Origin of the sequence: Burkholderia sp. FERM BP-3421, assembly GCF_028657905.1 — a bacterium.
In the GTDB taxonomy this organism is placed as follows: domain Bacteria; phylum Pseudomonadota; class Gammaproteobacteria; order Burkholderiales; family Burkholderiaceae; genus Burkholderia.
On record NZ_CP117782.1, the window covers coordinates 1498055 to 1524148 of the forward strand.

Annotated in this window: 25 protein-coding genes and 1 tRNA gene; 10 read left to right on the forward strand and 16 right to left on the reverse strand. The window is 67.6% G+C overall.

Translation table 11 applies throughout. The annotated features are described in order from the left end of the window. Positions 1 to 32 precede the first annotated feature (32 nt). The 5 genes from thrS to Bsp3421_RS22690 all read right to left on the reverse strand — a co-directional run bounded on the left by thrS (position 33) and on the right by Bsp3421_RS22690 (position 5987). Positions 33 to 1940, reverse strand: coding sequence for a threonine--tRNA ligase (gene thrS / locus Bsp3421_RS22670; RefSeq protein WP_274003619.1), 1908 nt, complete (start codon positions 1938 to 1940; stop codon positions 33 to 35). Between the two features lie 255 nt (positions 1941 to 2195). Beyond that, positions 2196 to 2272: transfer RNA gene (locus Bsp3421_RS22675), tRNA-Val, on the reverse strand. A 98-nt stretch (positions 2273 to 2370) separates the two neighbouring features. Continuing rightward, the gene (locus tag Bsp3421_RS22680) at positions 2371 to 4614 is read right to left on the reverse strand and encodes a RelA/SpoT family protein (RefSeq protein WP_443111579.1); all 2244 of its coding nucleotides are present in this window, start codon (positions 4612 to 4614) and stop codon (positions 2371 to 2373) included. A 38-nt stretch (positions 4615 to 4652) separates the two neighbouring features. Next, positions 4653 to 5006 (reverse strand): RidA family protein, encoded by a 354-nt coding sequence (locus Bsp3421_RS22685; RefSeq protein ID WP_252986188.1) that lies wholly within the window; start codon positions 5004 to 5006, stop codon positions 4653 to 4655. A 75-nt stretch (positions 5007 to 5081) separates the two neighbouring features. Further along, on the reverse strand, positions 5082 to 5987 hold the full coding sequence (locus Bsp3421_RS22690) for an alpha/beta fold hydrolase (protein ID WP_274003620.1): 906 nt from the start codon (positions 5985 to 5987) through the stop codon (positions 5082 to 5084). A 459-nt stretch (positions 5988 to 6446) separates the two neighbouring features. Here Bsp3421_RS22690 and Bsp3421_RS22695 point away from each other — a divergent pair, with 459 nt between their 5' ends. The 3 genes from Bsp3421_RS22695 to Bsp3421_RS22705 are packed head-to-tail and all read left to right on the forward strand — an operon-like array spanning position 6447 to position 8972. Beyond that, positions 6447 to 7268 carry a methyltransferase domain-containing protein gene (locus Bsp3421_RS22695; RefSeq protein WP_274003623.1) on the forward strand — a complete coding sequence of 274 codons (822 nt, stop codon included), beginning with the start codon at positions 6447 to 6449 and terminating at the stop codon, positions 7266 to 7268. Positions 7269 to 7306: 38 nt separating this feature from the next. Further along, a complete protein-coding gene (locus tag Bsp3421_RS22700; RefSeq protein ID WP_274003625.1) occupies positions 7307 to 8503 on the forward strand; it encodes an NAD(P)/FAD-dependent oxidoreductase in 1197 nt (398 codons plus the stop codon). A gap of 55 nt (positions 8504 to 8558) precedes the next feature. Beyond that, positions 8559 to 8972, forward strand: a complete 414-nt coding sequence (locus Bsp3421_RS22705) for a DUF1641 domain-containing protein (RefSeq protein WP_274003627.1) — start codon at positions 8559 to 8561, stop codon at positions 8970 to 8972. A 76-nt stretch (positions 8973 to 9048) separates the two neighbouring features. On the opposite strand, the gene Bsp3421_RS22710 is transcribed toward Bsp3421_RS22705, so the two are convergent. Together Bsp3421_RS22710 and Bsp3421_RS22715 are read right to left on the reverse strand one after the other, a co-directional pair. Further along, complete coding sequence (locus Bsp3421_RS22710; RefSeq protein WP_274003628.1) at positions 9049 to 9690, reverse strand: CoA transferase subunit B; 642 nt, start codon at positions 9688 to 9690, stop codon at positions 9049 to 9051. A gap of 1 nt (position 9691) precedes the next feature. Next, the gene (locus tag Bsp3421_RS22715; RefSeq protein WP_274003629.1) at positions 9692 to 10396 is read right to left on the reverse strand and encodes a CoA transferase subunit A; all 705 of its coding nucleotides are present in this window, start codon (positions 10394 to 10396) and stop codon (positions 9692 to 9694) included. A gap of 218 nt (positions 10397 to 10614) precedes the next feature. Here Bsp3421_RS22715 and Bsp3421_RS22720 point away from each other — a divergent pair, with 218 nt between their 5' ends. Then, positions 10615 to 11160: a LuxR C-terminal-related transcriptional regulator gene (locus tag Bsp3421_RS22720; RefSeq protein ID WP_274003631.1), complete on the forward strand. Its 546-nt coding sequence runs from the start codon at positions 10615 to 10617 to the stop codon at positions 11158 to 11160. Positions 11161 to 11265: 105 nt separating this feature from the next. Here Bsp3421_RS22720 and Bsp3421_RS22725 read toward each other — a convergent pair whose 3' ends face one another. Both Bsp3421_RS22725 and Bsp3421_RS22730 read right to left on the reverse strand, forming a co-directional pair. After that, positions 11266 to 11697: an acyl-CoA thioesterase gene (locus Bsp3421_RS22725; RefSeq protein ID WP_274003634.1), complete on the reverse strand. Its 432-nt coding sequence runs from the start codon at positions 11695 to 11697 to the stop codon at positions 11266 to 11268. Positions 11698 to 11726: 29 nt separating this feature from the next. Then, a complete protein-coding gene (locus Bsp3421_RS22730) occupies positions 11727 to 12503 on the reverse strand; it encodes an SDR family oxidoreductase (RefSeq protein ID WP_274003635.1) in 777 nt (258 codons plus the stop codon). Between the two features lie 96 nt (positions 12504 to 12599). On the opposite strand from Bsp3421_RS22730, the gene Bsp3421_RS22735 reads away from it, so the two are divergent. Then, positions 12600 to 14345, forward strand: a complete 1746-nt coding sequence (locus Bsp3421_RS22735; RefSeq protein WP_443111580.1) for an electron transfer flavoprotein-ubiquinone oxidoreductase — start codon at positions 12600 to 12602, stop codon at positions 14343 to 14345. A gap of 54 nt (positions 14346 to 14399) precedes the next feature. Here the strand turns inward: Bsp3421_RS22735 and Bsp3421_RS22740 are convergent, their stop codons facing one another. From Bsp3421_RS22740 to Bsp3421_RS22755, 4 genes are all read right to left on the reverse strand, one after another. Beyond that, on the reverse strand, positions 14400 to 15848 hold the full coding sequence (locus tag Bsp3421_RS22740; RefSeq protein ID WP_274003639.1) for a tetratricopeptide repeat protein: 1449 nt from the start codon (positions 15846 to 15848) through the stop codon (positions 14400 to 14402). Positions 15849 to 15866: 18 nt separating this feature from the next. Then, a complete protein-coding gene (gene aroC, locus Bsp3421_RS22745; RefSeq protein WP_274003641.1) occupies positions 15867 to 16967 on the reverse strand; it encodes a chorismate synthase in 1101 nt (366 codons plus the stop codon). A gap of 101 nt (positions 16968 to 17068) precedes the next feature. Then, entirely contained in the window at positions 17069 to 19003 is a 1935-nt protein-coding gene (locus Bsp3421_RS22750) for an MFS transporter (protein ID WP_274003643.1), read from the reverse strand. Between the two features lie 80 nt (positions 19004 to 19083). Further along, positions 19084 to 19548: a CBS domain-containing protein gene (locus Bsp3421_RS22755; RefSeq protein WP_274003644.1), complete on the reverse strand. Its 465-nt coding sequence runs from the start codon at positions 19546 to 19548 to the stop codon at positions 19084 to 19086. A gap of 230 nt (positions 19549 to 19778) precedes the next feature. Here Bsp3421_RS22755 and Bsp3421_RS22760 point away from each other — a divergent pair, with 230 nt between their 5' ends. Beyond that, a complete protein-coding gene (locus Bsp3421_RS22760; RefSeq protein ID WP_274003645.1) occupies positions 19779 to 20099 on the forward strand; it encodes an Mpo1-like protein in 321 nt (106 codons plus the stop codon). 17 nt (positions 20100 to 20116) lie between these two features. Here the strand turns inward: Bsp3421_RS22760 and Bsp3421_RS22765 are convergent, their stop codons facing one another. Next, entirely contained in the window at positions 20117 to 21433 is a 1317-nt protein-coding gene (locus Bsp3421_RS22765; RefSeq protein ID WP_274003647.1) for a YihY family inner membrane protein, read from the reverse strand. A gap of 88 nt (positions 21434 to 21521) precedes the next feature. Between Bsp3421_RS22765 and wrbA the strand changes: the two genes are divergently transcribed. Genes wrbA through Bsp3421_RS22785 form a run of 4 tightly spaced genes read left to right on the forward strand, consistent with a single transcriptional unit; the run spans position 21522 to position 24757 of the window. Next, entirely contained in the window at positions 21522 to 22118 is a 597-nt protein-coding gene (gene wrbA / locus Bsp3421_RS22770) for an NAD(P)H:quinone oxidoreductase (protein WP_274003648.1), read from the forward strand. Further along, a complete protein-coding gene (locus tag Bsp3421_RS22775) occupies positions 22115 to 22522 on the forward strand; it encodes a DUF2069 domain-containing protein (protein ID WP_274003650.1) in 408 nt (135 codons plus the stop codon). The genes wrbA and Bsp3421_RS22775 overlap by 4 nt, the downstream gene beginning before the upstream one ends. A 5-nt stretch (positions 22523 to 22527) precedes the next feature. Next, the gene (locus Bsp3421_RS22780; RefSeq protein ID WP_274003652.1) at positions 22528 to 23946 is read left to right on the forward strand and encodes an FAD-binding oxidoreductase; all 1419 of its coding nucleotides are present in this window, start codon (positions 22528 to 22530) and stop codon (positions 23944 to 23946) included. A gap of 19 nt (positions 23947 to 23965) precedes the next feature. After that, positions 23966 to 24757 carry a metallophosphoesterase gene (locus Bsp3421_RS22785; protein ID WP_274003655.1) on the forward strand — a complete coding sequence of 264 codons (792 nt, stop codon included), beginning with the start codon at positions 23966 to 23968 and terminating at the stop codon, positions 24755 to 24757. 5 nt (positions 24758 to 24762) lie between these two features. On the opposite strand, the gene Bsp3421_RS22790 is transcribed toward Bsp3421_RS22785, so the two are convergent. Both Bsp3421_RS22790 and Bsp3421_RS22795 read right to left on the reverse strand, forming a co-directional pair. Beyond that, positions 24763 to 24891, reverse strand: coding sequence for a hypothetical protein (locus Bsp3421_RS22790; RefSeq protein WP_274003658.1), 129 nt, complete (start codon positions 24889 to 24891; stop codon positions 24763 to 24765). A gap of 126 nt (positions 24892 to 25017) precedes the next feature. Further along, complete coding sequence (locus Bsp3421_RS22795) at positions 25018 to 25959, reverse strand: LysR family transcriptional regulator (protein WP_274003660.1); 942 nt, start codon at positions 25957 to 25959, stop codon at positions 25018 to 25020. Between the last annotated feature and the right edge of the window lie 135 nt (positions 25960 to 26094).

Genomic DNA, 26094 nt, shown 5'->3' on the forward strand with positions numbered 1-26094 from the left:
AATTAAAAAAACGAGCCGCGCTGCCAGGGCGGTTACTTGAACGTCCGCAGATCCTCATGCAGGCGCTCAACGAAGGCATCGACGGGCATTACACCAAGGTCGACGCCGCCACGGGCACGCACGGCTACCGTTTGTGCATCACGCTCCTTATCGCCCACGACGAGCAGATACGGCACTTTTTCAAGCGTGTGCTCGCGTATTTTATAGCTAATCTTCTCGTTACGCAAATCCGCCGTCACTCTAACCCCTTGTTTTTGCAACGATTGAGCAAGGGATTGCGCATAGTCGACCTGACTCTCCGCGATATTGAGGACGACAGCCTGGATCGGCGCGAGCCAGCTCGGCATTGCACCAGCATGGTGCTCGATCAAAATGCCGAGGAAACGCTCCATCGATCCGACGATGGCCCGGTGCAGCATGACCGGCCGGCGGCGGCTGTTGTCCTCCGCCACGTACTCGGCGCCGAGGCGCTCGGGCAGCACCATGTCGAGCTGCAGCGTGCCGCACTGCCACGAACGGCCGAGCGCATCCTTGATATGGTACTCAATCTTCGGACCATAGAACGCGCCCTCGCCCGGCAGCTCTTCCCAGCTGAGGCCGCATGCCGTCAATGCGTCGCGCAGGCCCTGCTCGGCGCGATCCCAGGTCTCGTCCGTGCCGGCGCGCTGGTCCGGGCGCAGCGACAGCTTGATGTCGATGTGCTCGAAACCGAAATCCTTGTAGACGCTCATCGCGAGCGTGTTGAACGCGATCGATTCCGCGATGAACTGATCTTCGGTACAGAAGATGTGGGCGTCGTCCTGCACGAAGCCGCGCACGCGCATCAGGCCGTGCAGCGCACCCGACGATTCGTTGCGGTGGCACGAACCGAACTCCGCGTAGCGCAGCGGCAGGTCGCGGTACGAGCGCAGGCCGTGGTTGAACACCTGCACGTGCCCCGGACAGTTCATCGGCTTGATCGCGTAGTCGCGCTTTTCCGATTCCGTCGTGAACATGTTCTCGCGGTAGTTCTGCCAGTGGCCGGACGCCTCCCACAGCGAGCGATCCATGATCATCGGCGTCTTGATCTCGAGGTAGCCGGCATCGTTCACGCGGCGGCGCATGTACTGCTCGACCTGCTGCCACAGCGCCCAGCCCTTCGGATGCCAGAACACCATGCCCGGCGATTCGTCCTGCATGTGGAACAGGTCGAGCTGCTTGCCGAGCTTGCGGTGGTCGCGCTTTTCCGCCTCTTCCAGCATGTGCAGGTACTGGTCCTGGTCTTCCTTGCGGGTCCAGGCCGTGCCGTAGATCCGCTGCAACTGCTCGTTCTTCGAGTCGCCGCGCCAGTAGGCGCCCGCCACCTTCATCAGCTTGAAGACCTTCAGCTTGCCCGTCGACGGCACGTGCGGGCCGCGGCACAGATCGGTGAAGCCGCCGTGCGAATACAGCTTGATCTCGTCAGCCGACGGGATCGACTCGATGATCTCGGCCTTGTACTTCTCGCCGATGTCGCGGAAGTACGCAGCCGCCTCGTCGCGCGACACCACGCGACGCGTGACCGGCTCGTCCTTCTTCGCCAGCTCCTGCATGCGCTTCTCGATCTTCTCGAGATCCTCCGGCGTGAACGGACGGTGATAGGCGAAGTCGTAGTAGAAGCCGTTGTCGATCACCGGCCCGATCGTCACCTGCGCCTCCGGATACAGCTCCTTCACCGCATACGCGAGCAAATGCGCCGCCGAGTGACGAATGATGTCGAGGCCGTCCGCATCCTTCTCCGTCACGATCGCGAGCGATGCGTCGTGGTCGATCAAGGCCGACGTATCGACCAGCTCGCCGTCCAGCTTGCCGCCGAGCGCGGCCTTCGCGAGACCGGGACCAATCGAGGCCGCCACTTCGGCGACGGTCACCGGATGCTCGTATTGTCGAACTGAGCCGTCAGGCAGGCGTATCGAAACCATAGCAATCTCCGTGATGCCGACAGTGAGCGGCAGGCAAACAACACATTAAGAAAATAGCGATAAAAAAAATGCGGCCCCGCTTTCGAGGGGCCGCATTTCGATACTTCACTTACTGCAAGGCGAAACGGTTCCTCGACTAGCGTCGCTCCGAAATCGTTTCGGTCAACGTTCGCGGTGTCATAACCGTATTCGCCTTTTGCGTAGAATTTTCTACTGCCGCCCCAGCCCGGAAATCCGGCCTGGAACCGATGTCGTTGGTAGGCTCGATTGGATTCGAACCAACGACCCCCACCATGTCAAGGTGGTGCTCTAACCAACTGAGCTACGAGCCTGTCGAGAAACGAGATTATATGGACCTCTTTCATTCCTGGCAAGTGGTTTGATGCAAATTCTCAAAACACCCGCCAGGCACGCGCCGGGCCCGGCCCGCTCAGGTCTTGCGCGTGGCCCGCACGACGCCGCCCACCTCGCCGAGCAGCGTGCACGCGCGCTGCACCTGCGCCGAATTCGACACCTCGACCGTGAACTGCATGAACGCCGCGTTGCGCCGGCTCTGGGTCTTCACGCCGACCACATTCATCTTCTCGCGCGCGAACACTTCGGAAATATCGCGCAACAGCCCCTGCCGGTCGCTCGCCTCGATCATCAGATCCACCGGATACACCGACGCGCCCCGCCCGCCCAGCACCTCGGCCGACCAGGTGGTCTGCAGCACCCGCTCGGGCGCGCGCTCGGCCATGCGCTGGAAGGTCGCGCAATCGCTGCGGTGGATCGACATGCCCTTGCCGCGCGTGACGAAGCCGCTGATCGGATCGGGCGGCGCGGGGCGGCAGCAGCGCGCGAGCTGCGTGAGCAGCGCATCGACGCCGACCACCAGCACGCCGGTCGACGCGCCGTGCGCGACGCTCGAACCACTGCTGCGCTTCTCGAAGTGCTCGGGCGCCTCCGGCTCGGGTTCCGGCGGCGGCGCATCGGACAGTGCCTGCTCGACATGGCGCAGGCTGAACTCTTCCTTGCCGACCACCGAGAACAGCTCGTCCGGCGCCTTGAAGCCCAGCTTCGCCGCCAGGTGATCGAGATTCACCGAGGTCTTGCCCTCGCGCTGCAAGGTCTTCTCGACCAGCGCGCGGCCGCGCGTGATGTTCTCCTGATGCTCCACCAGGTTGAACCACGCACGCACCTTCTGCCGCGCGCGCGAGCTGTGCAGATAGCCGAGCTGCGGATTGAGCCAGTCGCGCGACGGTCCGCCCTCCTTCACCGACACGATCTCGACCGTCTGGCCGTTCTGCAGTGTCGTATTGAGCGGCACCATCGCGCCGTCGACGCGCGCGCCCCGGCAACGGTGGCCCAGCTCGCTGTGCAGGTGGTAGGCGAAATCGACGGGCGTCGCGCCCTGCGGCAGTGCGATCACGCGCGCCTGCGGCGTCAGCACGTAGATGTGGTCGTCGTCGAGCGAGGTCTCGCGCAGCTGCGCCCAGGCCTCGCGACCGTCCATCGCGCCGGGCGAGCCGCCCTCCTCGACATCGTCCTTCCAGGCGAGCAGCTGGCGCAGCCACGCGATCTTCTCATCGTACTTGTCGTTCGCGGCGAACTGGCCGCCGTAGCCGCGCGTGCCGGCCTCCTTGTAGCGCCAGTGCGCGGCGACGCCATACTCGGCGAAGCGATGCATCTCCTGCGTGCGGATCTGCACCTCGAAGGCCCGCCCGTCGTCACCGATCACGACCGTATGCAGGGACTTGTAGCCGTTCGGCTTCGGCCGCGAGATGTAGTCGTCGAACTCCTTCGGCACCGGCTGCCACAGGTGATGGACGATGCCGAGCACCGTGTAGCAATCCTTGATGTCCGGCACGATCACGCGGAACGCGCGCACGTCGTACAGCTCGGAGAAATCCAGCTCCTTGCCGCGCATCTTGCGCCAGATGCTGTAGATGTGCTTCGGGCGGCCGCTCACGTCGGCCGGGATCTGCGCGGCCGCCAGCTCGCGCTGCAGGCGCTCGATCGCCTCCGCGACGTAGGCCTCGCGCTCGATGCGCTTCTCGTCGAGCAACTTCGCGATGCGCTTGTAGGTCTGCGGATCCTCGAAGCGAAACGCGAGGTCCTCCAGCTCCCACTTCAGCTGCCAGATGCCGAGCCGGTTCGCGAGCGGCGCATAGATGTCGAGCGTCTCGCGCGCGACATCCGGCGGCGGCGCCAGCTTCGCGGCCGCGTAGTAGCGCAGCGACTGCAGGCGCGACGCGAGCCGGATCAGCACCACGCGAATGTCCTGCGCGAACGCGAGCAGCATCTTGCGCAGCGCCTCGATCTGCGCGCGGCGCGCGGCCTGCGCGTCGCGGCCCGCCTCCGGCAGCAGATTCTGCGCGGCCCGCATGCTCACGGTGCCGAGCCGCAGCAGCTTGCGCACGTCGGCGACGAGACGCGCCACCTCGTCGCCGAAACGGCTCGCGATCACGTTTTCCGGATCGTCCAGGTGCGGCGTCAGCGCGAACAGCGCCGCGGCCCGCACCGCCTCCGGATCGACGTTCAGCGTGCGCATGATCGCCGCGGTGCCGCTCGCGTGGTCGGCGAGCCGCTCGCCCGACGACAGGCACGCGTCGCCCGCATGCTCGCGCACGAACGCCAGCACGTCGTCGAACGAAGGTGCGGCGGCCGTCGCAGGCGTCTGATCGGTGATCATCGCACCGCCAACCGGAATGCTGTCATCGCGAACCGCTCTCAGCTCCGTTGCGCCGCGACCACGACGATCTCGACCAGGCACGCGGGATTCGCGAGCTTCGCCTCGACCGTGGCGCGCGGCGGCGTGGCGCCTTGCGCGACCCATGCATCCCACACCGCGTTCATGCCCGCGAAATGCACCATGTCCGAGATGAAGATCTGGACCGACAGCAGGTGCGACTTGTCGCTGTTCGCTTCCGCGAGCAGCCGGTCGACGTGGCCCAGCACTTCGCGCGTCTGGCCCGTGATGTCCTGCGCCGTGTCTTCCGCGATCTGGCCGGCGAGGTATACCGTGCCGTTGTGGATCGCGATTTCGGACAGGCGGGGGCCGACGTGGTGACGAGTAACTGCCATGAGAATTCCCGGATAGAAATAATGGATCGAAGGACGGCGCGGCGGGCCTCCGGCCGCGCGGCGCCGAACTGCATATTATGACGCGAGTCCCGCGTCATCGACGAAAAAACGGCGCGCGATCGCGATCTGCCCGGCGCTGATGAAGGCCGGCGCATGGCCTGCATCCGCGATCTCGACCCGCGTCACCGCGCGGCCGCGTGCGACCATCTCGTCGACGGTCGCCGCCGAGAGCAGGTCCGACTCCGCCCCGCGCACCACCAACAGCGGTCCCGCGAACGACTCGAGCGAACGCCACAGCAGCGCTTCGCCCAGCGCGGTCTGCTCGGGCGTCGCCGCGCGGATCGCGACGCCGATACGCGGATCGTAGCGCGCGACCCATGCGCCGTCGTCGCGCCGCCGCAGCAGCGGCCGGTTCAGCTCGCGCCAGTCGTCGGCCGTGAGCGGACCGAACGGCAACGCGAGCGATGCCAGGTAGTCGACCCCCTCCTGTTCGGTCGCGAAGGCCTGCTCGACACCCACGTATTCGCCGATCCGCCCGAGCGCGGCGGGCTCGATGCGCGGCCCGATATCGTTGACGATCATGCGCGCGATCGGCGTGCCCGGCAGCCCGGCGAGCGCGAAGCCGATCAGGCCGCCCATCGAGGTGCCGAACCAGTCGACGGACTCGACGTCGAGCCGTGCGATCAGCGTCACCATGTCGGCCGCGTACTGGGGCACGCCATACAGCAGCGGATCCGCGAGCCAGTCCGAGCGGCCGCGACCGGCCACGTCCGGACAGATCACCCGGTAGGCATCCGACAACCCGGCCGCGAGCCGGTCGAAATCGCGGCCGGAACGCGTGAGCCCATGCACGCAGACCAGCACGCGCGGATTCGCCGGGTCACCCCACTCCGTATAGGCGATCCGGTGCAGGCCGGCCGGGCTCGCGCACTGGACGCGGCGCTCGCGGGGGGAAACGGAATGGGAAATGGACGAAGGCATCGTGACACCCCAGGAAAGGAGAAGGGGAAGACGGCCGGGCGACATCGCCTGCTGGTCGGCCCGCCGACGGCAACGATCCGATTTAAACACATCCCGCCGCCCTCCTGATTGCACGCGCGTCGCGCGCGCCAACCCGCCGCGGCGCAGCCCCGCCATCGCCTTTCATTCCACCCAAATCGAAACAATGCAAAGAATTGAACCAATCAGGAAAGCACTGTGATCGCCAACAATATCGCTCATCCCGCCCATCGTTGAGCAAAGCCGTATTGCATCAACCGGTTCCGCCCGCCGCCCCCTGCACCGATCCGCCCTCGGCATGCGAAAAACCTCCAGCCTACGGTTTGATTTTCACGGGATTGACTCATAAGTTAATTCCATTTCATGCTTAGCGCGTCGCCCCGGCGCTGACGGGAATTCCGCCGGCACAGGTACGTCACGCCCGTCATCGGAGTGCCAGCAATGTGGGACGACACGCTTGCCCGGCCCGGCCACCGTCATTGGGATCCGACGCTCTACCTGAAGTACGCGGACCTGCGCCTGCGCCCCGCGCTCGAGCTGCTGCGGCGCATACCGCTCGCCGCACCCGACTCGATCCATGATCTCGGCTGCGGCCCCGGCGACACGACGCTCGCACTACGCGAACGCTGGCCCGACGCACACCTGTGCGGCGTCGACCATTCCCTCGACATGCTCGACACCGCGCGCGCCCGGGCGCCGGAACTCGACTGGCGGCAGGCGGACATCGCCAGTTGGGCGCCCGCGCGCACGACCGACCTGATCTTCGCGAGCGCCGTGCTGCACTTCCTCGGCGATCACGACACGCTGCTGCCGCGTCTGCTGCATCACGTGCGGCCCGGCGGCTGCCTGGCCCTGCACATGCCGGACTGGTGGTCCACGCCGTGGTATCGGCTGATGCACGAGGTGCTCGCGACCGGCGGCCCGGCCGGACAGGCGCTCGGCACGCCCGAACTGCGCATGGCGCTCGCGCGCAATCCCGTCGAGAGCGCGCCGTTCTACTACACCTTGCTGGCCCCGCACGCACACCGCATCGACATCTGGGAAACCGACTACCTGCAGGTCGTCGACGGCGACGACCCCGTGTTCGAATGGATCCGCGCCTCCGGGTTGCGGACGGTCACCGACCATCTCGGGGAAGCCGAGCGCGCGCGCTTCGTCGCGCAATACCTGCCGCGGCTGCGCGGTCTCTACCCGCGCAGGGCGGACGGCCAGACGCTGTTCCCGTTCAAGCGCCTGTTCATCGTCGCGCAGCGGCGGGAATGAAGCGGCCGACGGTTCATGCTTCGAAGGAGCGGCTCACCATGACTACCCAACAGATCCTGATCGTCGGCGGCGGCCTCGGCGGCACGATGCTCGCCAATCAGCTCGCCGCCCGCCTGTTCCGCGAACTCATCGACGGCACGGTGCGGATCACCGTGCTGTCCGACTCGCCCGACCACTACTACAAGCCGTCATTCATGTATGTCGCGTTCGGCGCCTGCTTACGCGAGGATCTCGTGCGCCCCGAACGCGCGCTGCTGCGCCCCGAAATCGACTTCGTCATCGATGCGGCCGTGCATTTCGACTTTGCCGCCCGGCGCGTGCATACGCGCGGCGGCGCACGCCACGCATACGACCATCTCGTGATCGCGACGGGCTGCGTCCCCGCGCCCGAGCGCATCGAGGGGCTCGCGGAAGCCGGCGATCATTTCTACCAGTACGCGCCCGCGCGACAGCTCGCGCGGCGACTCGCGGCGATCGAGCGCGGCCGGATATTCGTGACCGTGAGCTTTCCGAAATCGCACAACGTGCCGCATCAGTGCGGGATCGCGCCGATCGAGACGACGCTGATGCTCGACGACTACCTGCGCCGGCGCGGCGTGCGCGATCAGGTGGAGATCATCTACACCTATCCGACCGTCGCGCAGTTGCTGCGCAATTGCCTGTTCCTGCAGCGCCCCACCTGCGACATCTTGCCCGCGCTGTTCGAGCGGCGCGGCATCCGCTACCAGCGCGGCTTCACCCTCGCGCGCGTCGATCCCGCGCGCCGTGTCGCGTATTCGGAGGAAGGCGCCGAGCAGCCGTTCGACATCCTGATGGCGACGCCGCCGATTCGCGCGGTCGACGTCGTGCGCGCGAGCGGCATTTCGGAGGCGGCCGACGACGAAGGCTGGCTACCCACCGATCACGAAACGATGCAGGTGCACGGGCTCGACAACGTGCATGTGCTCGGCGATACGGTGGACCTGCCTGTCAGCAAGGCAGGCGGCGCCTGCCACAACCAGGCGCCCGTGATCGCCGAGAACCTCGCCGCGCAGATCCGGCTCGGCGATGCGCCGGTCACGCGCTACGACGGCAAGGTGCAGGCGGTGGCGCAAATGGGTCTCGATGCGGGCATGCCGCTCTGGTACGACTATCGCCGCGATGTGCAGCCAACGCCGCCGACCCGCCTCGGCGGCCTGCTCCGCCACGGCTTCAACCGCGGCCTTTACTGGGCGGTCGCGCGCGGCCTCGCCTGAATCCCGCCCTCGCTCGGCGAACCGCCGGCGCGCAACGTTTCCGGAGAACGTCACCATGTCCCTTGCCACCGCCGATCCGGCCCACGCCGACGCGCCGGCCGATGCGCTCCTCGCCCGGCTGCAGCCGCTCGTCGACGGGCCGCGTCTCGATACGCTCGTCGATCTGTTCGCGCTCGTCGCCGACCTGCTCGACTTCGCCGATCCCGCGCTCGTCGGCCGGCTCGCAGGAACCTTCGAGGAACTCGTCGCGGCCGGCTCGACGGCGGGCGGCGCGCTGCGCATCGCCAGCGCCGAAGCCGGCCGGCGGACCGACGCGCCGTCGGCGCGGGCGCTCTGGTCGCTGGTTCGCGACGCCGATACCCGCCGCGGCCTCGGCCTGCTGCTGCGCACGCTGCAGATCGTCGGCGCGCAGCATCGACAGGCGGGAGGTGAGATGTGCCAGCCTCCAACCGACGCCGCGCATCAATGAAAACGCCCCGCATTCCAGGCATGCGGGGCGTTGCGCCGCTTCTCGGCGGCCGCGCCGGGCGCGGCCCGAGACGCGGTTAAGACACGGCGCTCACGTCGAGCGGCGCGCCCGTCTTGGTCTTGATTTCGTCGACGCTCACGCCGTCGGCCAACTCGACCACCTTCAGCCCCGCCGGCGTCACCTCGATCACGCCGAGGTCGGTGATGATCAGGTCCACGACGCCCACGCCCGTCAGCGGCAGCGTGCATGCGTCGAGGATCTTGTGCTGGTCGCCCTTCGCGACGTGCTCCATCAGCACGATCACGCGCTTCACGCCCGCCACCAGGTCCATCGCGCCGCCCATGCCCTTGATCATCTTGCCCGGGATCATCCAGTTCGCGAGATCGCCCGTCCTGCTGACCTGCATCGCGCCGAGGATCGCAAGATTGATGTGACCGCCGCGGATCATCGCGAACGAATCCGCCGACGAAAACGTCGACGAACCCGGCAGCGTCGTGATCGTCTGCTTGCCGGCATTGATCAGGTCGGCGTCGACCTCGTCGTCGGCCGGGAACGGCCCGATGCCGAGCAGCCCGTTCTCCGACTGCAGCCACACCTCGACGTCCGACGGGACGTGGTTGGCCACGAGCGTCGGCAGGCCGATGCCAAGGTTCACATAAAAGCCGTCCTGCAGCTCCCGCGCCGCGCGCGCGGCCATCTGGTCACGATTCCAAGCCATGTCATTCTCCTTTCGCGCGGACGGTGCGTTGTTCGATACGTTTTTCCGGCGTGGTGTTGAGCACCACCCGTTGCACGAAGATGCCGGGCGTATGGACCTCGTCCGGATCGAAGGTGCCGGTCTCGACGATCTCCTCGACCTCCGCGACCGTGATCCTGCCCGCCATCGCGCATACCGGGTTGAAGTTGCGCGCCGTGCGGCGGTAGATCAGGTTGCCCGCCTTGTCCGCCTTCCAGGCCTTCACGAGCGCGACGTCGGCCGTGAGCGACGGCTCCAGCACGTAGTGGCGATCGCCGAACTGGCGGGTTTCCTTGCCCTCCGCGATCACCGTGCCGTAGCCCGTGCCCGTGAAGAAGGCCGGGATCCCCGCGCCGCCCGCGCGCAGCTTCTCCGCGAGCGTGCCTTGCGGCGTGAACTCGAGTTCGAGCTCGCCCGCCAGATATTGACGTTCGAATTCCTTGTTTTCGCCCACGTACGACGAAATCATCTTCTTGACCTGGCGCGTTTCGAGCAGCAGCCCGAGGCCGAACCCGTCGACGCCCGCATTGTTGCTGATGCAGGTGATGCCCTTCACGCCGGTGTCGCGCAGCGCGGCGATCAAGGCCTCGGGAATGCCGCACAGGCCGAAACCGCCGACCGCGAAGGTCTGCCCGTCACGGACCACGCCTTCGAGCGCGACGGCCGCGCTTGGATAGACTTTGTTCATCAGTATGTCCCTTCCTCTATGGAAACCAGCCAAACCGGTTCGCGCGATGCGTGCCGGACGAACCCGCCGCATCATTCTAAGCACGCCCGGCGAAACCCGCCGCGACGTCATGATCCGCCTGAAAGGGTACGATGCCGACCGGATGCGGCACAATACGCAAAAGTACATAAGCGTTTGCCGCCACGGGCGGCGCCCATCCGTCCGCATCCGTCGATCCCATGCCCGCCCTCGATTACCAGACCGCCTTCCACCTCGCGCCGATCGGCCTCGTCCTGTCGCGCGATCGGGTCATCGAAGACTGCAACGAAGAACTGGCCGCGATCTTCCGCTGCGCGCGCGCCGACCTGATCGGCCAGTCGTTCCAGGTGTTGTACCCGTCGCCCGACGAGTTCGCGCGGATCGGCGAACGGATCCCGCCCGTGATGATCGCGCAGGGCAGCTACGCCGACGACCGGATCATGAAGCGCGCGAGCGGCGAGCTATTCTGGTGCCACGTGACGGGCCGCGCGCTCGACCGCACCGCGCCGCTCGCGGCGGGCGTATGGACCTTCGAGGATCTGAGCGCGACGCGCCGGGTCGCGGTGGAACTGACGCCGCGCGAACGCGAGATCGCCGCGCAGCTCGCGACCGGCAAGACCAGCAAGCAGATCGGCCGGGTGCTCGACATCAGCTCGCGAACCGTCGACATCTATCGCGCGCGCCTGATCCGCAAGTACGGCACGAACAACACCGCCGAGCTGCTGCAGCGCCTGCTCGGGCACTGAGCCGCGCGCGCCGGGCACGCTGGCGGAACAGCCGCCCGACCGCGGCGCCACAAGAAAAGAAAACGCGCCGGAGAACGCCGACGCGCAGACATGCAGGGCGGAGACTCAGGCGGTCTTCACCTGCAGCGCGGACTCGATCGTCGCGCGCAACAGGTCCGGAATCGGCACCGACTTGCCGAGCGCGTAGTCGACCCAGACGCAGCGCGCGTTGCCGCGCGCGTACAGGTGCTCGGGATCGTCCGCGCGGGTCAGCTCGAAGCCGGTATCGAAACTGCTGCGGCCGGGCTTCGCGACCGACATCTTCGCGATGATGTCGCCCGGATAGTGCAATTGCTTCAGAAACTCCATCGACGCATTGACGATCACGGGCCCCTGCCCTTCGCCGTTGCCGCCCGCCACGCCGAGCTGCTCGAACCACGAGATCCGGACCTGCTCCATGTAACGGAAATAGACCGTGTTGTTCACATGGCCGAAGGCGTCCATGTCGCCCCAGCGGATCGGCATCGACATTTCAAAAACGTGGGTGTAATCGCTCATTGGAATCTTCTTGCGGGTGTCACGCTGCCTTACGCGAGCCCGAAGCCATCGTCGGCCGAGATGATCGAGCCGTTGATGAACTGGGACTCGTCGGCCGCCAGCAGCAACAGCAGGCCGTCGAGATCCTGTGGCTTGCCGAGGCGCTTGCGCGGCAGCATCGACTGCAGCTTCTGGCCCTGCTCGGTTTCCCACAGGTCGTGATTGAGTTCGGTATCGATATAGCCGGGACAGATCGCATTGACGTTGATCCCGTGGCGTCCCCATTCGAGCGCCATCACGCGGGTCATGTGCACGACCGCGGCCTTGCTCATCGCGTACAGGCCGATCTGCGACAACGGGCGCAGCCCCGCCACCGACGCGATGTTGATGATCCGGCAGCCCGGCTTGCCGTTGCCCTTGCCGCGCATCATCATGCGCTTCGCCACTTCCTGCGCGACGAAGAAAGCGCCGCGGGTGTTGGTGTCGAACACGGATTCGAAATCGGCGGGGGTCACGTCGACCAGCTTCTGCCGCTTCGAGACGCCGGAATTGTTGACCAGGATATCGATCATGCCGGCCTCGGTTTCCGCATGCGCGACGGCCGCCTTGATGCTCTGGCAATCGGTCACGTCGAGCGACACCACGTGCGCGGCGCCGCCCTCGGCCTCGATCTGCGCGCGCAATTCCTTGAGCCGCTCGACGCGCCGGCTCGCCAGCACGACCTTCGCGCCCGCCTGCGACAGCACCTGCGCGAAGCGCTGGCCGAGCCCGCTCGACGCGCCCGTCACCATCGCCACCTTGCCTTCCAGATTGATCGAACGACCCATAGCCAGTTCCTTTCCTTGACGACGCCAGGCCGAGCGCCCGCGCGCGGCCACCTTATCACACAAATAGAACGATCGTGCTAATCTAGCCGCGTCCGGTTGCGGCAAGCGTTTTATTTCGCGGACAATACGCTCCCGAATAAAAGCATTCTAACGGTTAGAGGAATCTCCATGACCCCCGCAAGCCTCATCGAGCAATATGGTCCGCGCGAATCGATGGAATATGACGTCGTGATCGTTGGCGGCGGCCCCGCCGGGCTGTCGGCGGCGGTCCGGCTCAAGCAGCGCGCCGCCGAGAAAGGCGCGGAGATCGGGGTGTGCGTGCTGGAGAAGGGGTCGGAGATCGGCGCGCACATCCTGTCGGGCGCGGTGATGGATCCGCGCGCGCTGACCGAACTGTTCCCCGACTGGCAGGCGCAGGGCGCGCCGCTCAACGTGCCGGTCACGGAAGACCGCTTCCTGTTCCTGACCGAAACCGGCGCGAAGTCGGTGCCGCACTGGGCGCTGCCGGACAACTTCAAGAACGAAGGCAACTACGTGATCAGCCTCGGCAACGTCACGCGCTGGCTCGGCCAGCAGGCGGAAGCGTTGGGCGTGGAGATCTTCCCGGGCTTCCCGGCCGCGGAAATCCTCTACAACGAGGACGGCTCGGTCAAGGGCGTCGCGACCGGCAACCTCGGCGTCGGCAAGGACGGCGAACCGACCGAGAACTTCCAGCTCGGCATGGAGCTGCACGCGAAGTACACGCTGTTTTGCGAAGGCGCGCGCGGGCACCTGGGCCGTCAGCTGATGGAGCGCTTCAAGCTCAATGCGAACAGCGAGCCGCAGTCGTACGGGATCGGCATCAAGGAACTGTGGGAAATCGATCCCGCGAAGCACAAGCCGGGCCTCGTGATGCACACGGCGGGCTGGCCGCTCAAGCGCGACACCTACGGCGGCTCGTTCCTGTACCACATGGACAATAATCAGGTGGTGGTCGGCTTCATCGTCGGGCTCGGCTACACGAACCCGTACCTGTCGCCGTTCGAGGAATTCCAGCGCTACAAGACCCATCCGGCGATCCGCCAGTTCCTCGAAGGCGGCAAGCGGGTGTCGTACGGCGCGCGCGCGATCACGGCGGGCGGGCTGCTGTCGCTGCCGAAGACGGTGTTCCCGGGCGGCGCGCTGGTGGGCGACGACGCGGGCTTCCTGAACGCGGCGCGGATCAAGGGCAGCCATGCGGCGATCAAGACCGGGATGCTGGCGGCCGACGCGGCGTTCGACGCGGTGCAGGCGGGCCGCCATGGCGACGAGCTGAATGCGTATCCGGATGCCTTCAAGCAGTCGTGGCTGCACACGGAGCTGCACCGCGCGCGCAACTTCAAGCAGTGGATGAGCAAGGGGTTGTACCTGGGCACGGCGATGGTCGGGCTCGAACAGAAGGTGCTGGGCGGCAACGTGCCGTGGACGCTGCATCACCAGCACGCGGATCACGAGATGCTGAAGCCGGCGTCGCAATGCGAGCCGATCCAGTATCCGAAGCCGGACGGCAAGCTGACGTTCGACCGGCTGTCGTCGGTGTTCATCTCGAACACGAACCACGAGGAGAACCAGCCGGCGCACCTGACGCTCAAGGATCCGAAGGTGCCGGTGGACGTGAACCTGCACGTGTACGCGGGCCCGGAGGCGCGTTTCTGCCCGGCGGCGGTGTACGAGTTCGTGAAGGCCGACGACGGCGCGGAGCGCCTCGTGATCAACGCGCAGAACTGCGTGCACTGCAAGACCTGCGACATCAAGGACCCGACCCAGAACATCGTCTGGGTCACCCCCGAGGGCGGCGGCGGACCGAATTATCCGAACATGTAATGCAGCCGCTGGTCCGCTCCCGAGCGGGCCATCCCCCTTCGCGGCGGCCCGCCTTCAGCCGCCCGTCAAATTCACGAGCCGTTCGCGCACCTGCGCGAGTACCGGCGCCCACGCACCCACCCGCTCCTGCCGATACAGCCGGATCGCGTCATACCACGGCGCGGCCTCGCGCGCGTCCTGCCAGAACCACGCGGATACGCGATCGATCATCAGGCAGGTCGGCACGCCGAGCGCGCCCGCCAGATGCGCAGGACCACTGTCGACCGTCACCACCAGGTCGAGATTCATCGCCAACGCCGCGACAGCATCGAAATCCGCCGCGAATCCTTGCATCGGATCCTCGATCGCGATACCGTGCGCGCGCCAGGCGGCCAGCGTGTCGCCCCGTCCCGGCGACAGCGCGAAATACGCGATGCCCGGCACCGTCAGCAGCGTGGCGAATTGCTCGGCGGGGATCGAGCGACGCGCATCGCGGACATGGCGCGGGTCGCCGTTCCACACGATGCCGACCCGCCGCCGGCCCGCCGCTCGCGCGTCGACCCAGGCGCGCCAGCCGGCAACCGCGCCGGCCTCCGCGCGCAGATAAGGGCGGCCCCATGCCGACGGATCATCGATGCCGAGCCGCAGCGGCAGGCTCATCAAGCCGCAGTGGAAATCGGGCCGGGTGAGCATGGCGGTTTCCAGCACGACCTCCACCGGCAGCGCGCGCGACAGCAGACCACGCAACGGCCCGTCATAGCCGACGATCAGCCGGCCGCCCTCGCCGCGCACGCGTTCCGCCAGCCGCGGCAGGAAACGCGCGGCCCACAGGCAATCGCCATGCCCCTGCTCGGCGAACACCACGAGCGTCCGGCCCGCGAGCGGCTCGCCGCGCCAGTATGCGCTGACGGCGGCCAGCGCCGCGCGGGCGGGCGGCGCCTCGCCCGGCAACGCCAAGCGCGCCTCGTAATCGCACCAGCCGCGCGCGAAGTCGCCGGCGCGCAGCGCCAGTTCGGCATGGTCGAAACGCAGGTAGGGATTCGCGCCGTCCAGCGCGCGGGCGCGCGCGAACCAGGCATGCGCCTCGTCGAAACGCGCCTGTTCCTTCACGCACAGCGCCAGCTTGTGCATCACCACGGTGTTGTCGGGCACGTTCGCCGCCGCCTCTCGCAGCAAGCGTTCGGCCGCGTCGAGGTCACCACGCGCCTCGCATGACGCCGCGCGCCACACGAGCGCATTCCCGTCGCGCGGATCGTCGGCCAGCAGGCGCGACGTCGCGTCGTCGACGAGCGGCCACGCGCGCAGCTTGAAGCCAAGCTGCGCGATCGCCGTCAGCAGATGGGGAGAATCCAGCGCCGGATCAAGGCGGTACGCGGCCAGCAACGCATCGAGCGCCGCCTGCCAGCGGTCGCCCGGCGTGCTCAGCAGTGCGCGACCGAGCGCGAGCCAGTCCTGCGCGCCGGCATCGGCGCACGCCGTGCGCGCGCGCAGCGCGGCAAGCGGATCGTCCGGCGCGCCCGGCATCCCGCGCCTCGCCGGCCGTCAGCCCGCGCGGGCGGCGATCTTCGGCGTCGTGGTCGACACGTCGCCGCATTGCCCGCGGTGGCGCAGCGCATGGTCGATCAGCACCAGCGCGAGCATCGCCTCCGCGATCGGCGTCGCGCGGATCCCGACGCACGGATCATGCCGCCCGAAGGTCTCGACGACGGCAGGCTCGCCTGCCTTCGTGATCGAGCGGCGCGGCGTGCGGATGCTCGACGTCGGCTTGATCGCGATCGACACTGTGACGTCCTGGCCGCTCGAAATCCCGCCCAGCACCCCGCCCGCGTGATTGGTGACGAAGCCGTCCGGGGTGAGTTCGTCGCCATGCTCGGAGCCGCGCTGCGCGACGCTCGCGAAGCCCGCGCCGATCTCGACGCCCTTCACGGCGTTGATGCCCATCATCGCATGCGCGATGTCGGCGTCGAGCCGGTCGAACAGCGGCTCGCCCCAGCCGACGGGCACGCCCGACGCGACCACGTTGATCCGCGCGCCGATCGAGTCGCCGTCCTTGCGCAGGGCGTCCATGTAGTCCTCGAGCGCCGGCACGATCTCGGCGTTCGGCGCGAAGAACGGGTTCTCGCGCACGTGTGCCCAGTCGACGAATGGCACGTCGATCTCGCCCAGCGCGCTCATGTAGCCGCGCACCTCGACGCCGAAGCGCTCGCGCAGCCACTTCTTCGCGATCGCGCCTGCGCCGACGACGGGCGCCGTCAGGCGCGCCGACGAACGGCCGCCGCCGCGGTAATCGCGGATACCGTATTTCTGCCAGTACGTGTAGTCGGCGTGACCGGGGCGGAACGACTCGGCGATGTTGCCGTAGTCCTTGCTGCGCTGGTCGGTGTTGCGGATCAGCAGCGCGATCGGCGCGCCGGTCGTCACGCCCTCGAACACGCCGGACAGGATCTCGACGTGGTCGGGTTCCTGGCGCTGCGTGACATGGCGCGAGGTGCCCGGCTTGCGGCGATCGAGTTCGAACTGCACGTCCGCCTCGGTCAGCGCGAGTCCCGGCGGACAGCCGTCGATCACGCAGCCGATCGCGGGACCGTGCGATTCGCCGAAGGTCGTGACAGTGAAAAGCGTACCGAGGGTATTGCCGGACATGGGAGCCGTCCAAAAAAGAAATACGGGGAAACCGCCATTATGCCAGCGGCCCCGCCCGGTGCGGGAAACCGCGGTGGGCGGGGCTGGGCGGGCGGCCCGCGCTACTTGCGCACGCCGCGCAGCTCGGTCACCGCCGCCTGCAACGCCTCCGGCGTCGCCGCAGCGGCGCTCAACGGCTCGCCGACGGCCAGCGTCAGCCGGCTCATCACGCCGCGCGCGATCGGGCGCGGCAGCTCCGCGCCCTGATCGTGCGAGAACACGCTGCCCCACAGCCCGCGCAGCGCCATCGGCACGACGGGCACGCTCGCGCGCCGCAGGATCTCGGTCACGCCGCGGTGGAACGGGTTGATGTCGCCCGTGCGGGTCAGCTTGCCTTCCGGGAAGATGCAGACGAGCTCGCCCTCGGCCAGCGCCGCCGCACACGCATCATAGGCGCGCTCGAGCAACGCCGGATCCTCGTGGCGCGGCGCGATCGGGATCGCCTTCGCATGGCGGAACACCCAGCTCGCGAACGGCGTCGAGAAGATCCGGTGATCCATCACGAAGCGGATCGGCCGCGGGCTCGCCGCCGCGATCACGAGCGCGTCGACGTAGCTGACGTGGTTGCACACGAGCAGCGCCGCGCCGGTTTCCGGAATCCGCTCCGCGTGGACGGTGCGCACCCGGTAGAACGTGTGCACGAGCACCCACGCGAGGAAGCGCAGCAGGAATTCCGGCACGAGCAGATAGATGTACGACGCGACCACGACGTTGAGCAGCCCGGTCACGAGGAACAGCCCCGGAATGCCGACGCCCGCCTTGGTGAGCAGCATCGCGAGCAACGCCGAGACGATCATGAACAGCGCATTGAGGATGTTGTTCGCGGCGATGATCCGCGCGCGATGGGTCGGGGCACTGCGGCTCTGGATCAACGCGTAGAGCGGCACGCTGTAGAAGCCGCCGAACATCGCGAGCAGGAACAGGTCGACGAGGATCCGCCAGTGGGCGAGATCCGCGAGGAATTCGCCGACGCCCAGCAGGTGATCGCGCACGGGCAGCGCGTGGCTCGCGAAGTACAGCTCGATCGCGAACGCGCTGATGCCGAGCGAGCCGAGCGGCACGAGCCCGATCTCGACGCGCCGGCGCGACAGCTTCTCGCACAGCAGCGAACCGATGCCGATGCCGAGCGAAAAGGTGGCGAGCAGCACCGTGACGACGTCCGGATTCGCGGACAGCACGTCCTTCGCGAAATTGAAGAACGAGGTCAGGAAGGTCGCGCCGACGAACCACAGCCACGAGATGCCGAGCAGACTCAGGAACACCGTGCGGTTGCCGGCCGCGAGCCGCAGGTTGCGCCAGGTCTCGGACACGGGATTCCAGTTGATCACGAGGTCGGGCTGCGGCGCCGGCGTCGGCGGTACGCGCGACGCGACCAGCCGGCCGATGACCGCGATCACGACGCAGCTCGCGGCGAGCAGCACCTCGCCGCGCCCGTCGATCCCGGCCGCCGCGCCGCCGATGAGCGTGCCGATCAGGATCGCGACGAAGGTGCCCATCTCGACGAGGCCGTTGCCGCCCACCAGCTCGCGGTCGTCGAGGTGCTGCGGCAGGTACGAGTACTTGACCGGCCCGAACAGCGTCGAATGCATGCCCATCATGAACGTGCACAGATAGAGCAGCGGCGCGGCATGCGTGACGAACCCCGCCGCGCCGACCAGCATCAACGCGATCTCGAAGCTCTTGACGAAGCGCGTGAGGCGCGCCTTGTCGTATTTGTCGGCGATCTGGCCGGAGGTCGCCGAGAACAGCACGAACGGCAGGATGAAGATCGCGGAGATCAGGAACGCGGCGGTCTTCGCATCGACGCCGCTGAAGCGGGCCGTATGGTAGGTGACGAGCGACGTGAAGCCGATCTTGAAGACATTGTCGTTGAGCGCGCCGAAGAACTGCGTCAGGAAAAACGGCGCGAAGCGACGCTCGCGCAGCAGATCGAACTGCGACGCGTGCGGCCGCCGCGCATCGCGACGCGCGGCGGAAACGGAAGTGTGATCACTCATGCGCAAGAACGCCGCGGCCCGCTGCCATGCGATCGCGCACGTTGGTCTGTTTCAGGGATGGGCGGGCGGGCCCGCGGGCTTCAGGTGGGAAGCGGCTTGTGGACCTCGTCCTCGGGCTCCGGCCAATCGCGGATATACGCCTTCAACATGCGGTTCTCGAAGCTCTGCGCCTCCACCACCGTCTTCGCGACGTCGTAGAACGAGATCACGCCCATCAGCACCCGCTTGTCGAGCACCGGCATGTAGCGCGCGTGGCGCTCCAGCATCATCCGCCGTACTTCGTTGACGTCGGTTTCCGGCGTACAGGTGAGCGGCTCGTCCATGAGCTTGCGGACCTGGGCGTCGCCGATCGCGCCGCCGTTGTCCTTCAGGCGCAGGATGATCTCGCGAAACGTGAGCATGCCGACGAGATCGCCGTACTCCATCACCACGAGCGAGCCGATATCGTGCTCCGCCATCGTGTCGACCGCATCGCGCAACGGCGTATCGGGCGTCACGGTAAACAGCGTATTGCCCTTGACTTTGAGAATGTCGCTGACGCGCATCGTTGTCCCCTAGTGCATTCATGCATAACTGGCTTCCGATCCTAGCGGAAAGCCTGTTAAAAGGAAAGCGCATGGCCGTGCGGAAGATGGCCGGTTGCGGAGGGCCGGTTGCGGGGGGCCGGTGTCGGACGGCCGGTTGCGGACGGCCGGTTGCGGATGCCGCCTCGCCGCCGCACAATGGGAAAGCACGCGCGTACCATTTGCGACGCATCGCGCCCAAGGAGATCGCCATGGCCCACCCCGCCCCCACCGAGCGGTTCGCGAGTTTCTCGGAGTTCTACCCGTTCTACCTGGGCGAGCATCGCAACGTCACCTGCCGCCGGCTGCATTTCATCGGCTCGCTCGGCGTGATCGGCTGCGTCGCGATGGCGCTCGCGATGGACAACTGGCTGTGGCTGCCCGCCGCGGTCGTCTGCGGCTACGGGTTCGCGTGGATCGGTCACTTCTTCTTCGAGAAGAACCGCCCCGCCACCTTCCGCCATCCTTTCTACAGTCTGATGGGCGACTGGGTGATGTTCAAGGACATCTGCACCGGCAAGATCGCGATCTAGCCCCCTCGCCCACCGCCTCAGGCCGCCGGATCCGGCCGCACGGCGGGATCCGCCCCGGCCGCGCCCTCGGCGTCCGTCGCCGCGGCCGCCCGACGGCTCGCCAGCAAGGTCGCGAGCGGCACCGCCAGCCGGTCGCTCGCGAGCGCATCCAGCAGCAGCGCCTGGTCAAACGGTGTTTTGCTGCGCTGCAACTGATACACCAGCTCGCCCCGATCGACCACCATCACGTCGAACAGGTCCGCCACGCTCAATTCCGCCGGGTTCACCAGCAACACGTAACGCGGCGCGGCGTCCCGCTCGTTCTGCAGGCGCGCGACCCATTCCCGCTCCTCCATCGTCGCCAGCAGCCGTTGCGCGGTTTCCATGTCGCAGCGCACCATCAGCGCGAGCCGCGCGGCCGTGTGGCCGGCGCGCCCCGCGTCGCGCGCATCGGACAGGCGCGCCAGCAGTTCGAGCGAGTCGAGCAGGTCGCTGCCCGGATAGCGGATCCGGTGGAACTGCCCGATCCGGATCGCCGGCAGCGCCGACGCGATCATCGCGCCGCCCAGCGCGATGAACCAGCTCAGGTACATCCACAGCAGGAACATCGGCACCGCCGCGAACGCGCCGTACACGGCGGTATAGGTCGGGATGCGCCGCACGTAGTAGCCGAAGCCGCGCTTCGCCAGTTCGAACGCCAGCGCCGCGCAGATCCCGCCCACCACCGCGTCGCGCCACGCGACCGCGCAGTTCGGCAGGTACACGTAGAGCAGCGTGAACGCGAGCACCGTCAAGGGCAGCGACGCGGCCGTCAGCATCCATTCGAAGACGGGCGGCGTGGTCGAGGTGCCCGCGAACGCGAGCGATTTCGTGAACAGATAGGACGAGATCGACAGGCTCACGCCGAACAGCAGCGGCCCGAGCGTGATCAGCGCCCAGTAGGCGAGCACCCGCTGCGCGAACGGGCGCGGCTTGCGCACGCGCCAGATCACGTTGAACGCCGACTCGACCGTCATCATCGTCATCACCGCGGTCACCACGAGCACGATGATCCCCGCCGTCGTCAGCCCTTTCGCCTTCGAGGCGAACTGGTTCAGATACTTGAAGATCTGGTTGTTGAACTGCGCGGGCATCAGGTGATCGGCGAGGAAACCCTGCAGCGAATTCTGGAACGACGCGAAGATCGGGAATGCGGTGAACAGCGCGAACGCCACCGTGACGAGCGGCACGAGCGCGAGCATCGTCGTGAATGTCAGGCTGCCCGCGACCTGCGGGATGCGATCCTCGGCGCTGCGCCGCGCGGCGAAGCGCGCGAGGCGCCGGATGGTGTCGAGGTCCACGCTCAACTTCGGCAACGGCTTTCTCCTTCTGCTTGATGCGGCACGGGCCGCCGCGCGCGGCGGCGGCTTCAGCCCCTATAATAGCCGCTCACTCCAGTGGCCTATGAAAGACATCCTCGTGCTCTACTACAGCCGCCACGGCGCGACCCGCGAGCTGGCGCTTGCGATCGCGGGCGGCATCGACAGCGTGCCCGGCGCCCAGGCGCGCATTCGCACCGTTCCGGCCGTCTCCGCCGTGTGCGAGGCGACGCAGCCCGACATCCCGTCCGACGGCCCGCCCTACGCGGAGCTGCGCGACCTCGAGGAATGCGCGGGCCTCGCGCTCGGCTCGCCGACGCGCTTCGGCAACATGGCCGCGTCCCTCAAGTACTTCCTCGACGGCACCACGCCGCAGTGGCTGTCCGGCGCGCTCGCCGGCAAGCCCGGCTGCGTGTTCACCTCGACCGGCAGCCTGCATGGCGGCCAGGAATCGACCCTGCTGTCGATGATGCTGCCCCTGCTCCATCACGGCATGCTGATCGTCGGCATCCCGTACACCGAAAGCACGCTCGCCACGACCCAGACGGGCGGCACCCCGTATGGCGCGTCGCACTTTTCGCGCGCGCATCAGTCGGGCATCTCGGCCGACGAAAAGACCCTCGCCGCCGCGCTCGGCGCGCGACTCGCGCGCGCCGCGCTGCAGTTGAGCGCCGCGTCGTGAGCGCCGCGCCCCCACCCGCCGCCGCGCGTCCCGGTCTCGCCCTCGCCGCGGCGGCCCTGCTCGCCGCGCTGATCGCGCTGTCAGTCGCCTGGGAGATCTGGCTCGCGCCGCTGCGCCCGGGCGGCTCCGCGCTGATGCTGAAGGCGGTGCCGCTCGCGCTCGCGCTGCCCGGCGTCTGGCGCCGCAGCGTGTATACCCTGCAGTGGGCGTCGATGCTGATTCTGGTCTATCTTGCCGAAGGGATCGTGCGCGGCATGACCGATACGGGCCTGTCCGCGACGCTCGGCTGGCTCGAAACCGCGCTCGCCCTCGGCTTTTTCGCCGCCGCGCTCGCCTACGTCGCGCCGTTCAAGCGCGCGGCCAAGCAACGCGCGCGCGATCGTTCCCGACCCTCCCGCTCCTGACCGTCATGACCGCCTCCGCCTTCCTCGACGCCTGCCGCCAGGCCATCGGCGCCGACCACGTGCTGACCGACCCGCACGACACCGCGCCGTTCCTCACCGATTGGCGCCGCCGCTACCAGGGCGCGGCGTGCGCGGTGCTGCGGCCCGCCACGACCGAGGAAGTGGCGGCGCTCGTGAAGCTCGCCGTCGCGCACCGCGTCGCGCTCGTGCCGCAAGGCGGCAACACCGGGCTCGCGGGCGGCGCCACGCCCGATGCGAGCGGCGCGCAGGCGGTGCTGAGCGTCGCGCGGCTGAACCGCGTGCGCGCGCTCGATCCGCACAACAACACGATCACCGTCGAGGCGGGCGTGATCCTCGCCGAGGTCCAGGCGCGCGCCCGCGAGGCGGAACGCCTGTTCGCGCTGAGCCTCGCGGCGGAAGGCAGCTGCACGATCGGCGGCAATCTCGCGACCAACGCCGGCGGCACCGCGGTGCTGCGCTACGGCAACGCGCGCGAGCTGTGCCTCGGGCTCGAGGTGGTGACGCCGCAGGGCGAGATCTGGGACGGCCTGCGCGGCTTGCGCAAGGACAACACCGGCTACGACCTGCGCGATCTGTTCATCGGCGCGGAAGGCACGCTCGGCATCATCACCGCGGCCGTGATGAAGCTGCACCCGCGCCCCGCCGCCCAGGTGACGGCGCTCGCCGCGCTCGACTCGCCGCATGCGGCCCTTGATTTCCTCGCGCTCGCGCAACGCGCGGCAGGCCCGCTGCTGACGGGCTTCGAGCTGATGTCCGATTTCTGCATGAAGCTGGTCGGCAAGCACTATCCGCAGCTGCGCTATCCGTTCGAGCACGCGCATCCGCAGACCGTGCTGCTCGAACTGTCCGACAACGAAAGCGAGGCGCATGCGCGCGCGCTGTTCGAGACGTTGATGGAAGAGGCCTTCGAGGCCGGCCAGGTGGTCGACGCGGTGGTCGCCGAGAACCTCGCGCAGTCGCGCGCGTTCTGGGACCTGCGCGAGCACATCCCGCTCGCGCAGGCCGACGAGGGGCTCAACATCAAGCACGACATCGCGGTACCGATCTCGTCGATCGCCCGCTTCATCGACGAGACCGACGCGGCGATCCAGCAGGTCGCGCCCGGCGCGCGGATGGTGACCTTCGGCCACCTCGGCGACGGCAATCTGCACTACAACGTGCAGACGCCCGAAGGCGGCGACGCGAAGCGCTTTCTCGCCGACTGCCAGGCGCCGATCAACCAGGTCGTCTATGAGAACGTGCACCGCCACCGCGGCACGATCAGCGCCGAGCACGGCATCGGCCAGCTGAAGATCGACGACGCGCAACGCTACAAGTCGGCGGTCGAGATCGGGCTGATGCGCACGCTGAAAGGCGCGCTCGATCCGCTCAACCTGATGAACCCCGGCAAGGTGCTGCGCTAGCCGCGCGAGGAGTCCGACCGTGAAAATCCGCGTGCTGTCCGACCTGCATCTCGAAGGCAATGCGCCCGACGCGATCCCGTACGCGCAAGCCGACCTCGTCGTGCTCGCGGGCGACATTCACAATCATGCGGAAGGCTTGCGGTGGGCGGCCGAGACCTTCGATCCGGCGACCCCGGTCGTCTACGTCCCCGGCAATCACGAGTACTACGACGGCGAATTCGGCGCGCTCGAGGCCGCGATGCGCGACACCGCGCAGGCGCTCGATCACGTGCACTACCTGAACAACGCGACCTTCGTCGATCCCGACGGCCGGTTCCGCGTGCTCGGCACGACGCTGTGGAGCGATTTCGCGCTGTTCGGCGACACCGCCGCGGCGTGCGACGCCGCGCGCAAGGTCATGCTCGATTTCAGGGGCGTGATTCAGGTGGACTGGCCGCACGGCGTGCCGCGCGACTTCGCGCCGGACGACGCGATCGCGCTGCATCGCACCGCGCGCGCCTGGCTGGAGGCCGAACTCGCGCGCCCCTTCGCGGGCCGCACGATCGTCGTCACGCATCACGCGCCGCACCGGCTGAGCCTCGCGGCGCGCTATGCGGACGATCCGGTGTCGGCGGGCTTCGTCAGCGACCTCGACGCGCTCGCGCGCGCGCCGGTCGCGCTGTGGCTGCACGGCCACACTCATACGTCATTCGACTACACGACGCCGGGCGGCACCCGGGTCGTCTGCAATCCGCGCGGCTACCTGCACCGCCGCACCGGCGAACGCGAGAACCCGTCGTTCGCCTGGGACACGGTCGTCGCGCTCGACTGAACGCGTCAGCGCGTGCGCTCGACGCGCACCGGCTGCGGCTTCGCCTTCGTCATCCTGCGCAGCAGATCGCGCGACACCGCCACGCCCACCACGCCCAGCAGCACGCCCAATCCCATCAGCAAATGCAGGTTCATCATCGTTCTCCCGGTTCCATCCGATTCAGCCAATCACGTTGATCAGACAGTAGCAAACTCAGCGCGACACAAAGGTAAAAAAATGTTGCGCCGGCGACAAATTTCGTCAGATGCCGCGCGCCGCGCTCAGGTCGTGCGCGCGAATTGCTGGAGCGCGGCGACGTCGGCATCGACGGTCGCCGGCAGTTCCTCGCGCAGGAAGTCGACCCAGGTGCGGATCTTCGCGTCCAGGTACTGCCGCGACGGATAGAGCGCGTAGATGTTCATCACGTGCGACCGGTACTCGGGCATCACCCAGGCGAAGTCGCCGTGCTTGAACCCGGCGATCGCCGAGTAGAGCGGCAGCACGCCGATGCCCATCCCCTCGCGCACCGCGGCGGCCAGCGCCTCCGCGACATTGACGCGAAACGGCGGCGAGGCCAGCGACACGGTTTCCTCGCCGTGCGGGCCGGTGAGCTTCCACTCGGCCCAGTGCATGCCCGGCGCGACCATCCCCAGGCACACGTGCCCGGACAAATCCTGCGGCCGCTGCGGTACGCCATAGCGCGCCAGATAGCCGGGCGACGCGCATGCGACGCTGAAGGTCGTCGCGAGCCGCTGCGACACGAGCCCCGAATCGGGCAGATCCTGGTCGACGATCAACGCGACGTCGTAGCCCTCGTCCAGCAGGTCCGGCATCCGCTGCGCGAGCGTCAGCTCGACGTGCACATCCGGATAGCGCTCGCGGTAGCGCGAGATCGCCGGCACCGCGTAATGCTGGCCCAGGCTCGTCATGCAATGCACCTTCAGCTTGCCCGACGGGCGCGCATGCGCGTCGCCCGCCTCGGCTTCCGCCTGGTCGACGTACGCGAGGATCTGCTCGCAGCGCTGCAGGTAGCGCTCGCCCGCCTCGGTCAGCGCGATGCGGCGCGTGGTGCGGTTCAACAGGCGGGTGCGCAGGTGGGATTCGAGATCCGACACCGCGCGCGACGTGTAGGCCGTCGTCGAATTGAGCTGCTGCGCCGCGGCGGTGAAGCTCCCCGCCTCCACCACGCGCACGAACACCCGCATGTTTTGTAGCGTATCCATGCTCTTTCCCTATTGAATCAGCGCCGATTGTTGCACGAAGAACAATGAATATTATCTCGTGTTCTGTAAAAATGCGTTTCATATCGGCCTATTTATCCAACAATACCCGCAAAAATATAATCGACACCGAGTTAT

Coding starts and splice junctions, on each gene's coding strand:
- Bsp3421_RS22720 (WP_274003631.1), top strand. CDS start 10,615: ATGCCCGCCCTCGATTACCAGACCGCCTTCCACCTCGCGCCGATCGGC.
- Bsp3421_RS22755 (WP_274003644.1), bottom strand. CDS start 19,548: ATGCGCGTCAGCGACATTCTCAAAGTCAAGGGCAATACGCTGTTTACC.
- Bsp3421_RS22690 (WP_274003620.1), bottom strand. CDS start 5,987: ATGCCTTCGTCCATTTCCCATTCCGTTTCCCCCCGCGAGCGCCGCGTC.
- Bsp3421_RS22730 (WP_274003635.1), bottom strand. CDS start 12,503: ATGGGTCGTTCGATCAATCTGGAAGGCAAGGTGGCGATGGTGACGGGC.
- thrS (WP_274003619.1), bottom strand. CDS start 1,940: ATGGTTTCGATACGCCTGCCTGACGGCTCAGTTCGACAATACGAGCAT.
- Bsp3421_RS22700 (WP_274003625.1), top strand. CDS start 7,307: ATGACTACCCAACAGATCCTGATCGTCGGCGGCGGCCTCGGCGGCACG.
- Bsp3421_RS22705 (WP_274003627.1), top strand. CDS start 8,559: ATGTCCCTTGCCACCGCCGATCCGGCCCACGCCGACGCGCCGGCCGAT.
- Bsp3421_RS22780 (WP_274003652.1), top strand. CDS start 22,528: ATGACCGCCTCCGCCTTCCTCGACGCCTGCCGCCAGGCCATCGGCGCC.
- Bsp3421_RS22710 (WP_274003628.1), bottom strand. CDS start 9,690: ATGGCTTGGAATCGTGACCAGATGGCCGCGCGCGCGGCGCGGGAGCTG.
- Bsp3421_RS22680 (WP_443111579.1), bottom strand. CDS start 4,614: ATGATCACCGATCAGACGCCTGCGACGGCCGCCGCACCTTCGTTCGAC.
- Bsp3421_RS22740 (WP_274003639.1), bottom strand. CDS start 15,848: ATGCCGGGCGCGCCGGACGATCCGCTTGCCGCGCTGCGCGCGCGCACG.
- Bsp3421_RS22790 (WP_274003658.1), bottom strand. CDS start 24,891: ATGAACCTGCATTTGCTGATGGGATTGGGCGTGCTGCTGGGCGTGGTG.
- Bsp3421_RS22725 (WP_274003634.1), bottom strand. CDS start 11,697: ATGAGCGATTACACCCACGTTTTTGAAATGTCGATGCCGATCCGCTGG.
- Bsp3421_RS22750 (WP_274003643.1), bottom strand. CDS start 19,003: ATGAGTGATCACACTTCCGTTTCCGCCGCGCGTCGCGATGCGCGGCGG.
- aroC (WP_274003641.1), bottom strand. CDS start 16,967: ATGTCCGGCAATACCCTCGGTACGCTTTTCACTGTCACGACCTTCGGC.
- Bsp3421_RS22695 (WP_274003623.1), top strand. CDS start 6,447: ATGTGGGACGACACGCTTGCCCGGCCCGGCCACCGTCATTGGGATCCG.
- wrbA (WP_274003648.1), top strand. CDS start 21,522: ATGAAAGACATCCTCGTGCTCTACTACAGCCGCCACGGCGCGACCCGC.
- Bsp3421_RS22685 (WP_252986188.1), bottom strand. CDS start 5,006: ATGGCAGTTACTCGTCACCACGTCGGCCCCCGCCTGTCCGAAATCGCG.
- Bsp3421_RS22795 (WP_274003660.1), bottom strand. CDS start 25,959: ATGGATACGCTACAAAACATGCGGGTGTTCGTGCGCGTGGTGGAGGCG.
- Bsp3421_RS22715 (WP_274003629.1), bottom strand. CDS start 10,396: ATGAACAAAGTCTATCCAAGCGCGGCCGTCGCGCTCGAAGGCGTGGTC.
- Bsp3421_RS22760 (WP_274003645.1), top strand. CDS start 19,779: ATGGCCCACCCCGCCCCCACCGAGCGGTTCGCGAGTTTCTCGGAGTTC.